This window comes from Streptomyces rhizoryzae (genome assembly GCF_023155275.1).
In the GTDB taxonomy this organism is placed as follows: Bacteria; Actinomycetota; Actinomycetes; order Streptomycetales; family Streptomycetaceae; genus Streptomyces; species Streptomyces rhizoryzae.
Window position 1 is genome coordinate 47,799 of sequence record NZ_JALMUV010000042.1, and the last position, 12,362, is coordinate 60,160.

The following is a 12,362-nucleotide window of genomic DNA, read 5'->3' on the forward strand; positions in this document are numbered from 1 at the left end:
CGTCGGGGTCCCGCGAACGGCCCGGGCCTGCTGTCCCTCACGGAAGGTTCCGCTGTGTACTGGTCCGCCCCGCCGGCCGCCGTGCCGCTGCGCACCGCCGCGTCCGGCTCAACCGGTCCTACCTCCCTCGACGAGGCAACCCAGAAGGCCACCAACGCCGCCGACTGGATCCAGGCGAACTGGGGGACGTGGCTCACGTCCGGCCTACAGATCATCCTGATCATCGTGATCGCGGTGGTCCTGCGGCACGTCATACGCCGCACCATCACCAAGCTCATCGAGCGGATGAACCGCACCGCGGCCGCGGCCCAGAACACCGCGCTGGGCGGTCTGCTGGTCAACGCCGAGCGGCGGCGGCAGCGCTCCGAGGCGATCGGTTCGGTGCTGCGCAGCGTCGCCTCGTTCGTGATCATGGGGACGGCGGCGCTGACCGTGCTCTCGGTCCTCCAGATCAACCTGGCGCCGCTGCTGGCCAGCGCGGGTGTGGCCGGTGTCGCGATCGGTTTCGGCGCCCGGAACCTCGTCACCGACTTCCTCTCCGGCGTCTTCATGATCCTGGAGGACCAGTACGGCGTCGGCGACGAGATCGACGCGGGCGTGGCCACCGGCACGGTCATCGAGGTCGGCCTGCGGGTCACCAAGCTGCGCGGCGCCAACGGGGCGATCTGGTACATCCGCAACGGCGAGGTGAAGCGGATCGGCAACCTCAGCCAGGGCTGGTCCACCGCCTCCGTGGACGTACTGGTCGCCGCGGACCAGGACCTGGCGCGGGCCCGTGCGGTGATCACCGAGGCGGGCGAGGCGATGTCCAAGGCCGAGCCGTGGAACGAGCTGCTGTGGGAGCCGGTGGAGGTGCTGGGCCTGAGCGAGGTCTCGGTGGACACCGTCACCATCGGCGTCTCGGCCAAGACCATGCCGGGCAGGGCCGCCGGCGTCGAGCGCGAGCTGCGCTGGCGCATCAAGCACGCCCTGGACGCGGCCGGCATACCGCTCGCGCCGCGCCCGGCCCCCGGCGAGGAGGAGGCGGCGCCGATCGACCCGGCGGCCACGATGGCCGCCCCCTCGGCGCTCGGCAACCCGGCCTCCCCGCAGTCCGAGGCCACGACCCCGATCCCGCCGCCGCAGCTGGGCAAGTAGCGGCCCGCCGCGGCGACCACCCACGGAGGGGTGTGTGATGCAGATCACACACCCCTCTGTCATACGTACCCGTCACGCGCTTCGTGTGGGAGGTGTCGGCACCGACCGACACCAACGACGGAGAAGGAGACTTCGCCATGAAGATCCGCAATCGCGTGGCCACGGGGGCCGTCGCTTCGGTCCTGATGCTCGGCAGCGCGGCGGCCCTGACCGCCGCCGCCCCCGCCACCGCGGCGGCCCGCCCCCAGATCAAGAACGACCTCTCCTGCACCACCACCACCGACGGCCGCCGCGGCACCGCCGACTGCACCAACAACACCAACCGCACCATCGCCTTCCGGGTGACCGTGGTCTGCGGCTGGTGGCCCGACCAGGTCGGCCCGTGGCGCACCCTCAACCCGGGCGCCCGCGACCACTCCGAGGCCACCTGCGACGGCGGCACCGGCGTCGGCAGCGTCAACTGGGAAGAGGGCTGACCCACCCGGAAGACGGCGGCCGCCGCTGCTGACGGGGGGAGCGGCGGCCACCGCCGGTGACGGGGGCGGGACGGCCCCGAGGGGGCACGCGGAGCCGCACCCGAGGGGGGCACGGGGGGGACGAGAGGGGCGCACCGGCGGGGGCCGGGGCGCCCCTCTTTCCTGCGCGCGCCCGCCTCCGCGGCGCACCCTCGACCCCACCGGCCGCCAACGCCACGCCGCACCCCGGCCGTCCGCGCACCCGAACCCCTCCCGCCCATTGACGGTTGGCCCGGCCGCGGCCTACCTTCCTTGGCAGTAATTGGAAAGTTTCCTAACAGACCTCTTCCGGGCGGTTTCCGGACGGATCGCGGGGTGGGCAGCAGGCATGGCCGCAGCAGGACAGGGAACGCCGGGCACACCGCGGGTGCTGCGAGCCATGAACGACCGGGCCGCGCTGGACCTGCTGGTGTCCCAGGGCCCGTTGACGCGGACCCAGATCGGGGAGCTGACCGGGCTGTCCAAGCCGACCGCGTCCCAGCTGCTGGCGCGGCTGGCCGCGGCCGGGCTCGTCCGGACCACCGGCAGCGTCACCGGCCGGCCCGGCCCCAGCGCCCAGCTCTACGAGATCAACCCGGCGGCCGGGTACGTCGCCGCGCTCGCCGTGGACCAGGGGGGCATCACGGCGGCCGTCGCCGACATCACCGGCCGGGTGCTCGGCGAGGAGCGGGTCGGCGCCGACACGGTCCCCGCGGACGCGCCCGACCTGACCGCCCGGCTGGTCACCGCCGCTGTGGACGGGGCGCTGGCCGAGGCCGGGCTGGACCGCGGCCGGCTGCACCGCGCGGTGATCGGCACGCCCGGCGCACTGGACCCGCAGACCGGTCTGCTGCGCTACGCGCCCCACCTGCCCGGCTGGCAGTCGCGGGGGCTGAAGGAGGAGCTGGCCGAGGTCCTGGGGATCCCGCTGGACATCGAGAACGACGTCAACCTGGCCGCGGTGGCCGAGCAACACGACGGCGCCGCCCAGGACTTCGACGACTTCGTCCTGGTCTGGGCGGACGAGGGGGTGGGCGCGGCGATCGTCCTGGACGGCCGGCTGCTGCGCGGCGCCACCGGGGGCGCGGGCGAGATCGGCTACATGCCGCTGCCCGGCGCCCCGCTGGCCCGGGACGGCGACCGCAGCGCCGCCCGGCCGGACGCCGGCGGCGGGTTCCAGCGGCTGGTCGGCGCGCCCAGCGTCATCGAGCTGGCCCACGCGTACGGCGCCCCGAAGGTCCGTACCGTCGCCGGGGCGCTGGCCCGCGACGACGTCCGGGCCGAGGTGGCGCGGCGGCTGGCGACCGGGCTCGCCGCGGTGGTCGCGGTGGTCGACCCCCGGCTGGTGGTGCTCTCCGGGGAGGTGGCGCAGGCCGGCGGGGAGGCGCTGCGGGCCCTGGTGGAGGACGGGTTCACCGGGCTCGCGCTGCCCCGGCCGGAACTGCGGATCAGCGATATCGACGGCAATCCCATCCTCACCGGGGCGCTGCGGATGGCGCTCGCCCAGACCCGCGACGCGGTCTTCGACACCGCGTGAACCGCGCCGCTGCGGGTCACTCACCCGCCCTCGGGCACCTGGCGCCCCGCGGGTCTCCGGAGACCTGCGGACACCTCGTGCCCCGCAGGGCTCCGGATACCCCGCAGGGCTCCGGTGCCCCGCGGGACTCCGGTCCCCCGCACGACTCCGGTCCCCCGCAGGAGCCTTGACACCCCATCGGTGCTCTACGCCCCCGCAAGCGCCGCCTGCACCACAGATGCCACCCGCCCCACAGATGCCACAAGCCCCTCAGGCGCCTCGTACCCCGCAGGTGCCCTCCGCCGCCAGGCGAGGAGGTCCGCATGCAGCTGTCGCTCCCCGGGACCCGGGCCCGTACCCCGCACCGTGCGCGGGACCCGCACACCCGGCACCGCAGGCGGGGCCGGGCCGGCGGCCGTCCGCGGGCGGCGGCGGTACTCGCCGCGGCCGGACTGCTGGCCGCCGGCTGCGCGAACCCCGGCGTCGGCAGCGACCGCGACGACCCCACCCGGCCCGTCACCCTCACCTTCTGGCACGGCTGGTCCACGCCCGGCGAGGTCAAGGCCCTCGACGACAGCCTCGCGCGCTTCCGGAAGAGCCACCCGAACATCACGGTGAAAGCGGTCGGCAATGTCTCCGACGACACCATGAACCAGGCCCTGCGGGCCGGCGGCGACGACGCACCCGACGTCGTGTCGTCGTTCACCACCAACAACGTCGGGCAGTACTGCTCGTCCGGAATGTGGGCGGACCTCGACCCGTTCATGAAGAAAACCGGGGTGGTGAAGGAGAAAGTCTTCCCGAAAACCCTGCTCGACTACACGCAGTACCGCGGCCGGCAGTGCGCCCTGCCGCTGCTCGCCGACGCCTACGGGCTGTACTACAACAAGGACGCGTTCCGGAAAGCCGGTATCCGCCGCCCGCCGCACACCATGTCCGAACTGAAACGGGACGCGGTGAAGCTCACCCGGCGCACCGCCGACGGGTCCTACCGGCAACTCGGCTTCATGCCCAACTTCCGGCTCTACCAGAACAGTCCGGACCGGCTCTTCGCCCAGTGGGGACCGGCCTATTTCGACCGGCACGGAAAGGCCCGGCTGGCCGACGACCCGGCGACCCGGGATTTCTTCACCACCCAGCGGGCGCTCATCGACGCCCAGGGCGGATACCGGCAGACGGAGAAGTTCCGCACCACTTTCGGCGACGAGATGTCGTCGCAGAACGCCTTCCTGACGCAGAAGCTGGCCATGCACATGGACGGCGAATGGCGCGGCCTGCTGCTCAGCGAGGCCAAGGCGCCGTTCGACTGGGACGTGGCGCCGGTGCCGGTGCCCGACGACCGCGCGGACACCTACGGCCGGGGATACCTCACCGGCACCGTCGCCGGTATCGCCCACAGCAGCAGACACCAGAACGCGGCCTGGGAACTGGTGAAATTCCTGACCACCGACACCGAACAGGTCGTGGCATTCGCCAACGCCATCCACAACATCCCGTCCACGAACGCCGCGCTCAACTCCCCCGCGCTCGACGCCGATCCGCGCTTCCGCACATTCCTCGACATCGCCCGCAATCCGCACTCCACCGCCCTGCCGCCGTCCAACAACGGCGCCATGTACATCACCGCACTCCAGGACTTCTCCTATGCCGTGGAGGCCGGAAAGGTCCCCGATCTCGACGCCGGACTGCGCCGGCTCGACGCAAGGATCGACGCCGACAACCTCCAGTCCGAGAACTGACGGAGCCCGCCATGGCAGCCACCACCTCCCCCGCCCCGGCGCTGCGCCGCAAACACCGCCGGGAACGCCTGCGCATCCTGGGATTCCTCTCCCCCTGGCTGGTCGGTTTCTCCGTCTTCTTCGGCTATCCGCTGATCGCCACCGGCTATTTCTCCTTCCTGCACTACAACCAGATCGAACGGCCCACCTTCGTCGGCCTGCGGAACTGGACCTACGTCCTGACCCAGATGCCGCTGTTCGGACCGGCGCTGTGGAACACCCTCTGGCTGGTCGTGGTGATGGTGGCGCTGCGGGTGGTCTTCGGGCTCGGCATCGGCCTGCTCGTCACGAAGGTCAGAACGGGGGCCGGCTTCTTCCGCACCGCGTTCTACCTGCCGTACCTGGCGCCCCCGGTGGCCGCCACCGTCGCGTTCGTCTTCCTGCTCAACCCGGCCACCGGCCCCGTCAACGGCATCCTCGGCTCGCTCGGCCTCCCGGCCCCGGAGTGGTTCAACGACCCGGCCTGGGCCAAACCGTCGCTGGTCCTGCTCTCCCTGTGGGGCATCGGCGACCTGATGGTGATCTTCATGGCGGCGCTGCTGGACGTCCCCAAGGAGCAGTACGAGGCCGCGGAACTGGACGGCGCCGGCGCCTGGGCGAAGTTCCGCTACGTCACCTGGCCGTCGATCACCCCGATCGTGCTGTTCGCGGTGGTCACCGGCGTGGTGCAGACCATGCAGTACTACACCCAGGCGCTGGTCGCCGGAAAGCTCGCCTCCGGCGTCTCCATCGGCCCCGGCTCCGTCATCCAGCCCGGCTACCCGGACCACTCCACCCTGACCGTGCCGCAGCTCATCTACTCGCTGGGCTTCCAGAACTTCAACACCGGCGCGGCGTGCGCGCTTTCGCTGGTGCTGTTCGTCCTGGCGATGGGCGTCACCACCCTGCTGATGCGCAACCGCGCCGGACTGCTCCCGGCGGAGGACTGAGCCATGACCACGGCCCCACCACGGACGGAGGCGATGTGACCGCCACCACGCTCCCCCGGCGCCCGGCCCGGGCCCGTACGCCCGGCACCACCGGCGCCCCCGCCGCCCGCGGCCGCCGCACCCGGCTGCTGCACTGGGTCGCGGTGCACGCGGTCGCGGTCGCCGCCGCGCTGTTCTTCCTGCTCCCGTTCGTCTTCCTCTTCCTGACCTCGGTGATGACCGACGACCAGGCGATGAGCGGCGACCTGTGGCCGCACGCCTGGCACTGGTCCAACTACGCCACCGTGTTCACCACCCCCGGCTTCCTCGACTGGTGGCGGAACTCCCTGCTCTACGCGGGCGTGGGCACCCTCTTCACGGTCTGCTCGGCGGTCCCCGTCGCCTACGCGCTGGCCCGCTTCCGCTTCCGCGGCCGCCGCACCGCGATGATGCTGGTCATCGCGACGATGATGCTGCCGCCGCAGGTCGTCGTCATCCCCATGTACCTGGTGTGGGCGCAGCAGCTGCACCTCACCGGCTCGCTGTGGCCGCTGATCGTCCCGATGGCGTTCGGCGACGCCTATTCGATCTTCCTGCTGCGGCAGTTCCTGCTGACGATCCCGCCGGAGTACGTCGAATCGGCGAAGGTGGACGGCTGCGGCGAACTCCGCACCCTGCTGCGGATCATCGTCCCGATGGCCCGCCCCGGCATCGCCGCGATCGCCCTCTTCCAGTTCTTCTTCTGCTGGAACGACTACTTCGGCCCGCAGATCTACGCCGCGCAGAACCCTGCCGCCTGGACGCTCTCCTACGGCCTGGAGTCCTTCAAGAGCGCGCACAGCGTCAACTGGAACCTCACCATGGCCGCGACGGTGCTGGTCATGGCCCCCGTCATCCTCGTCTTCTTCTTCGCGCAGAAAGCCTTCGTCGAAGGCGTCACACTCACCGGAGTGAAGGGCTGAAACGGACATGCTGCCAACTCCCGGGGACCGCTCCCCGTCCTCCGTCAAGATCGCGGTGGTCGGCGGCGGCTCGACCTACACCCCCGAACTCATCGACGGCTTCGCGCGGTTGCGGGACGCCCTGCCGGTCGGCGAACTCGTCCTCATCGACCCGGCCACCGAGCGGCTGGCGCTGGTCGGCGCCCTGGCCCGCCGGATCTTCGCCGCCCAGGGCCACCCCGGCCGGATCACCTGGACCGACGACCTCGACGCCGGACTCGACGGGGCACACGCCGTCCTCCTCCAGCTACGGGTCGGCGGGCAGGCGGCCCGCAACCAGGACGAGACCTGGCCGCTGGAGTGCGGCTGCGTCGGCCAGGAGACCACCGGGGCGGGCGGGCTCGCCAAGGCGCTGCGCACCGTCCCGGTCGTCCTGGACATCGCCGAACGGGTCCGCCGCCGCTGCCCGGACGCCTGGATCGTGGACTTCACCAACCCGGTGGGCATCGTGACCCGGGCGCTGCTCACCCACGGCCACAAGGCCGTCGGACTGTGCAACGTGGCGATCGGCTTCCAGCGGAAGTTCGCGAAACTGCTGGGGGTGGCGCCCGAGCGCGTCGAGCTGGAGCACGTCGGCCTCAACCACCTGACCTGGGAACGCGCGGTCCGCGTCGACGGCACCGACGTCCTCCCCCGGCTCCTGGCCGAGCACGGCGACGCCATCGCCGCCGACCTGCGGATGCCGCGCGCGCTCCTGGACCACCTGGGCGTCGTGCCGTCCTATTACCTGCGCTACTACTACCAGCACGACGCGGTGGTGCGGGAACTGCGCACCAAGCCCTCCCGCGCCGCCGAGGTCGCCGCCCTCGAACGCCGCCTCCTCGACCTCTACGCCGACCCCTCCCTCACCGAAAAACCCGCCCTCCTCTCCCAACGCGGCGGCGCCTACTACTCAGAAGCCGCCGTGGCCCTGACCTCGGCCCTCCTGAGCGGGGGCGACCCCGGGGGCGGCGGCGACGGCAGGGCGGGGAGCGCCGGGAGTGGCGGCGACGGCACGGCGGGGGGTGCCAGGAGTGGTGGCGACGGCACGGCGGGGGGTGCCAGGAGTGGTGGCGACGGTACGGCGGGGAGCGCCGGGGGCGGTGGCCCTGCGGGTGGGGCTGTGGGTACGGGGGGCGGCTCGGTGAGCGGCCGGGGTGCGGGCGGTGTGGCGGGGGCGGCCGGTGCGGTCGGGGCGGCCACCGCTTCCGGTCTGTTCAGCGCAGGCGGTGCGGCCGGTGCGGGGGGCGTGCAGGTGATGAATACGTTCAACGCGGGGACGTTGCCGTTCCTGCCGGATGATGCGGTGGTGGAGGTGCCGGCGGGGGTGGGGCCCGGGGGGCCCTCCCCCCTCCCCCTCCGCCCCCTCCCGCCCCTGTTCGCCGGACTGGTCGCCAACGTCACGGCCTATGAGCACCTGGCCCTGGAAGCCGCGCTCAAGGGCGGCCGCGACCGGGTCTTCTCCGCGCTCCTCGCCCACCCCCTGATCGGCCAGATCGACTACGCGGACCGGCTCGCCGACGAGCTGATCGCACACAACCGGGAGCACCTCACGTGGGCCTGACCGGCACGGCGCTCGCCATCGACGCGGGCAACAGCAAGACCGACGTGGCCCTGGTGGCCGCGGACGGCCGGGTCCTCGGCCGGGCCCGCGGCGGCGGCTTCCAGCCCCCGGCCGTCGGCCCGGCCCGCGCCGTGGACGTCCTGGCGCCGCTGGTCGCCGCGGTCCGGGCCCAGGCCGGCCCGGCCGGCGACGGTCCGGCCGCCCACCTCTCCGCCTTCCTCGCCAATGCCGACCTCCCCGTCGAAGTCACCCGCCTGACCGCCGAGATCGCCTCCCGCGGCTGGGCGGACACCGTCACCGTCCGCAACGACACCTTCGCCCTGCTCCGCGCCGGGCTCGCCGACGACGCCGAGCAGCTGGGCGTCGCGGTGGTCTGCGGCGCCGGCATCAACTGCGTCGGCCTCGGCCGCGGCGGTGCCACCGCCCGCTTCCCCGCCATCGGACGGATCTCCGGTGACTGGGGCGGCGGCTCCTTCCTCGCCGACGAGGCCCTGTGGCACGCGGCCCGCGCCGAGGACGGCCGCGGCGCACCCAGCGACCTCGCCCGCGCGCTCCCCGCCCACTTCGGCCTGACCACCATGCCGGAGCTGATCGAGGCCCTGCACCTGGGCCGGATCCCCGAGGCCCGGCGGCACGAACTCGCCCCGCTGCTGTTCGCCGTCGCGGCGGCCGGCGACGACGTGGCCCGCGCGCTCGTGGTCCGTCAGGCGGAGGAGATCGCCCTGCTGGCCGCCGTCGCCCTACGGCGCCTCGGCCTCCTCTCCGAGCCCGTCCCGGTCATCCTGGGCGGCGGCGTGCTCTCCGCCCGGCATCCGCTCCTCCACGACCACCTCCTCCGCCTCCTCACCGAGCGGGCCCCGAAGGCCGTTCCACGCCTCCTCACCGCGCCCCCGGTCCTCGGCGCCGCCCTCGACGCCCTGGACCACCTCAGCCCGCGCCCGCCACGGGAGTCGTACGAGCGGCTGCGGGAGGGGTGGGCGTAGGCGGCGCCGGGCGGCCGGGAGCCGGGCGCGGCCCGGGCGGTGGACGTTCAGCGCGGTGGGCGGTCAGCGAGGGGCGTGCCCACGTGGACCCAGTCGCCTCTTCGCGTCTCGGTGCGTTCGCCGGGGGCCAGGACGAGGTCGGCGGGGGGCGGGGAGTGGTCGCGTTCCGTGACGATGGTGAGGGGGTGGTCGGTGTCGTTGATGACGGGGGTGGGGGATCCGTCGGGGGTGTGGAAGAGGGGGTAGGCGCCGGCTGGATTGATGTAGGTGGTGCGGCCGATGGTGAGGAAGCCGCTGGCCGGGGCGGGGACTTCGGGGTGGGTGGGCGGCGGGTCGGGGAGGGAGCGGGTGAGGGGGGCGAGGAGTCGGGTGAGGTGGCGCATGACGTGCCTCCGGTGCTCGGGGGTTGGCGGGAGGCCAACCTTTCGTCACTCAGAGTAGTTTGCGGGGGGAGGGTTCGTCAGCGGCGCGCGGAAGTGGAGCGGGGGCGTGGGATGCATCGATGCGCGCCCCCACGCCGCACCCCACGTTCCGCGCCCCCGCCCTTCCGCCCGGCGGCGGTCAGTCGTCCAGCGGCAGGGCCAGGTCGCGTACGTGGCCGGCGAGGAGGAGGACGGCGGCGTCGACGGCGGCCTGCGGGTCCCGGGCGCGGATGGCGTCGGTGAGGCGGGAGTGCGGGTCGGTGGGAGCGGCGTCGGCGGTGTCCAGGCAGGCGGCGCGGCGCAGTTCCGCGCGCAGCGCGGCGCTCAGGGAGCGGTAGATGTCGGCGAGGACGGGGTTGGCGCCGGCCTCGGCGACCAGGACGTGGAACTCGGCGTCGGCGGCGGTGAACGCCTCGCTGTCGTGGGCGGCGAGGGCGGCCTTGCGGCGCTCCAGGGCGGCCTCGATGCCGGCGAGCTGCTCGTCGGTGCGGTGCTTGGCGGCCTGGCGGGCGGCCACCACGTCGAGGCCCTGACGGACCTGGGTGACGTGGCTCAGCTCGGCGCGCTCCAGGCGGCGGCGGAGGGCGACCGCGCTGTCGTCGTCGGAGATCACGAACGTGCCGTCGCCCTGGCGGGGTTCGAGGAGGCCGGAGTGGACCAGCGAGCGGACGGCCTCGCGGACCGAGGCGCGGCTGACGCCCAGCGCCTCGGAGAGGGCGCTCTCGGGCGGGATGCGGCTGCCGACGGGCCAGGTGCCGTTGACGATCTGGCCGCGGATCTCGTCGGTCGCGGACTCCACGAGCGACACCCGGCCCTTGCGGACGGCCTGCACCCGATCACTCCCCTTCTCGGTCGCCTGATGTCCGGCGACTCCGCCGCAAGGGTAATGCGGAAGCGGCCGGGCTCGCCCGGTTGCCGGAGGGTGGTGCGGTGGGCCCGTTGAGAGGGCCGGTTCCGGCCGCGTGTGCTTTGGTGTTCCGAACAAGATCGGGTCAAGTCCGGTGTGGTGGCGGGGCGGCGCGGACATACTGACGGCCGTGCGCCCGTACCCGAGGCGCCGGGCGCGGGGCCGGCCCGCAGTCAGCGACCAGGGGGTGGTTCGTCGGTGTCGTCGGTGTTGTCCGCATCGTCCGCGGCGTCCGCTTCCCCGGCGCCGCCCGAAGGGCCCGGAGCGCCCGGTGGCGTCCCGGTGGACGGGCGTCCCCCGGGGCGCCGGCGGACCGCGTGGGCGGAGGGGCTGGACCAGCTGCGGGCGGCGGCGATGACGGAGCCGGGGCGGCTGCGCGCCATCGGGGCGGCGCTCGCACTGCTGGTCCTGGTGTTCGGGGCGGTCACCGCCTGGCAGGTGTCGGACCGGGCGGCGGCGGCCCGGGACGTGGTGGCCCGCAGCCAGCCGCTGGCCGCCGACGCGGCGCGGGTCTACCGTTCGCTGGCGGACGCCGACACCACGGCCGCCGCCGGGTTCCTGGCCGGGTCGGTGGAGCCCGCGGCGACCCGCGAGCGGTACGCGGACGACCTCGCGACGGCCTCGCAGCTGCTGGTCAGGGCGGCGGCCGGCGCGCCGGGGCCGGAGGCGGCCGACGGTGCGGCGGATCCGGCGGCGGCGCAGATCGCGCGGCTGAACGAGCTGCTGCCCCGGTACGCGGGGCTGGTGGAGACCGCCAAGACGAACAACCGCCAGGGGCTGCCGCTGGGCGGCGCCTATCTGCGGTACGCCAACGAGCGGATGCGGGCGGAACTCCTTCCGGCCGCCCGGGCGTTGTACGAGGCGGAGACCGCGCGGCTGGCCGCCGACCAGCAGCGGGCCGTGGCCTGGCCGTGGTGGGCGCTGGCCGCGGGGGTGGCCGCCATCGGGGCGCTGGGGTGGGCGCAGCGCCGGCATTACCGGCGCACGCACCGGGTGTTCAGCCCCGGGCTGCTGGCGGCGACGGTCGCGTCGGTGGCGGTGCTGCTGTGGCTGGTGGCCGGGCACGCGGTGGCGCGGGCGGGGCTGGGTGACGCCGCGGAGCACGGCGCCCGGTCGCTGGCGGCGCTGAACGCGGCCCGGATCGACGCGCTGCGGGCGCGCGGCGACGAGAATCTCACGCTGGTGGCGCGCGGCGCGGTGCTGACGGCCGATCAGAAGGATTTCTACGAGGTCGGTTTCCGGGCGCGGATGCGGGATCTGGCGGGTGCGGCGGGGCCGGGCCAGGAGGCTTCCGGGGGTGCGCTGGGGGCGGCGCTGGCGGTGGCGGACGGCGAGGCGGGGCGGCGGCCGGTGCGGGACGCGCTGGCGGCCGTACGGGAGTGGCAGGAGCGGCACGCCGCGGCGCGGGCGGCGGACGACCGGGGGGACTACGAGCGGGCGCTGCGCCAGGTGATCGGCGGGGACGGTTCGACGGGGGCGTCGTTCGACCGGGTGGACGGCGGGCTGCGGCGGGCGCTCGCGGACGCGCAGGAGCGGTTCCGGTCGGCGGCGGACGGGGGGCGGGCGGCGTTGCGCGGGCTGCCGGTGGGGGCCGGGGTGCTGGCCGTGGTGGGCGCGGCGGCCGCGGTGCTGGGTATCGGGCGCAGGCTGTCGGAGTACCGGTGAGGGGGGTC

11 protein-coding genes are annotated in these 12,362 nt (G+C 74.1%); 9 read left to right on the plus strand and 2 right to left on the minus strand.

The window, feature by feature from the left end; genetic code table 11:
- The first annotated feature begins 54 nt into the window (after window positions 1-54).
- From MUU72_RS27500 to MUU72_RS27535, 8 genes are all read left to right on the plus strand, one after another.
- Window positions 55-1,137 (plus strand): mechanosensitive ion channel family protein, encoded by a 1,083-nt coding sequence (locus MUU72_RS27500; protein WP_248016106.1) that lies wholly within the window; start codon window positions 55-57, stop codon window positions 1,135-1,137.
- A gap of 137 nt (window positions 1,138-1,274) precedes the next feature.
- On the plus strand, window positions 1,275-1,613 hold the full coding sequence (locus MUU72_RS27505; RefSeq protein WP_248016107.1) for a hypothetical protein: 339 nt from the start codon (window positions 1,275-1,277) through the stop codon (window positions 1,611-1,613).
- 418 nt (window positions 1,614-2,031) lie between these two features.
- Window positions 2,032-3,168: an ROK family protein gene (locus tag MUU72_RS27510; protein ID WP_248016108.1), complete on the plus strand. Its 1,137-nt coding sequence runs from the start codon at window positions 2,032-2,034 to the stop codon at window positions 3,166-3,168.
- A 302-nt stretch (window positions 3,169-3,470) separates the two neighbouring features.
- Window positions 3,471-4,886, plus strand: coding sequence for an ABC transporter substrate-binding protein (locus tag MUU72_RS27515; protein ID WP_248016109.1), 1,416 nt, complete (start codon window positions 3,471-3,473; stop codon window positions 4,884-4,886).
- Between the two features lie 11 nt (window positions 4,887-4,897).
- Window positions 4,898-5,854, plus strand: coding sequence for a carbohydrate ABC transporter permease (locus tag MUU72_RS27520; protein WP_248016110.1), 957 nt, complete (start codon window positions 4,898-4,900; stop codon window positions 5,852-5,854).
- Between the two features lie 35 nt (window positions 5,855-5,889).
- The gene (locus tag MUU72_RS27525) at window positions 5,890-6,795 is read left to right on the plus strand and encodes a carbohydrate ABC transporter permease (protein WP_248016111.1); all 906 of its coding nucleotides are present in this window, start codon (window positions 5,890-5,892) and stop codon (window positions 6,793-6,795) included.
- Window positions 6,796-6,802: 7 nt separating this feature from the next.
- Window positions 6,803-8,377 (plus strand): family 4 glycosyl hydrolase, encoded by a 1,575-nt coding sequence (locus tag MUU72_RS27530; protein WP_248016112.1) that lies wholly within the window; start codon window positions 6,803-6,805, stop codon window positions 8,375-8,377.
- Window positions 8,368-9,360, plus strand: coding sequence for an N-acetylglucosamine kinase (locus tag MUU72_RS27535; protein ID WP_248016113.1), 993 nt, complete (start codon window positions 8,368-8,370; stop codon window positions 9,358-9,360). The genes MUU72_RS27530 and MUU72_RS27535 overlap by 10 nt, the downstream gene beginning before the upstream one ends.
- A gap of 47 nt (window positions 9,361-9,407) precedes the next feature.
- On the opposite strand, the gene MUU72_RS27540 is transcribed toward MUU72_RS27535, so the two are convergent.
- Both MUU72_RS27540 and MUU72_RS27545 read right to left on the minus strand, forming a co-directional pair.
- On the minus strand, window positions 9,408-9,743 hold the full coding sequence (locus tag MUU72_RS27540) for a hypothetical protein (protein ID WP_248016114.1): 336 nt from the start codon (window positions 9,741-9,743) through the stop codon (window positions 9,408-9,410).
- A 178-nt stretch (window positions 9,744-9,921) separates the two neighbouring features.
- Window positions 9,922-10,614 (minus strand): FadR/GntR family transcriptional regulator, encoded by a 693-nt coding sequence (locus tag MUU72_RS27545; protein WP_248016115.1) that lies wholly within the window; start codon window positions 10,612-10,614, stop codon window positions 9,922-9,924.
- Window positions 10,615-11,043: 429 nt separating this feature from the next.
- On the opposite strand from MUU72_RS27545, the gene MUU72_RS27550 reads away from it, so the two are divergent.
- Window positions 11,044-12,354, plus strand: a complete 1,311-nt coding sequence (locus MUU72_RS27550; RefSeq protein WP_248016127.1) for a GlnX family signal transduction membrane protein — start codon at window positions 11,044-11,046, stop codon at window positions 12,352-12,354.
- Window positions 12,355-12,362 lie beyond the last annotated feature (8 nt).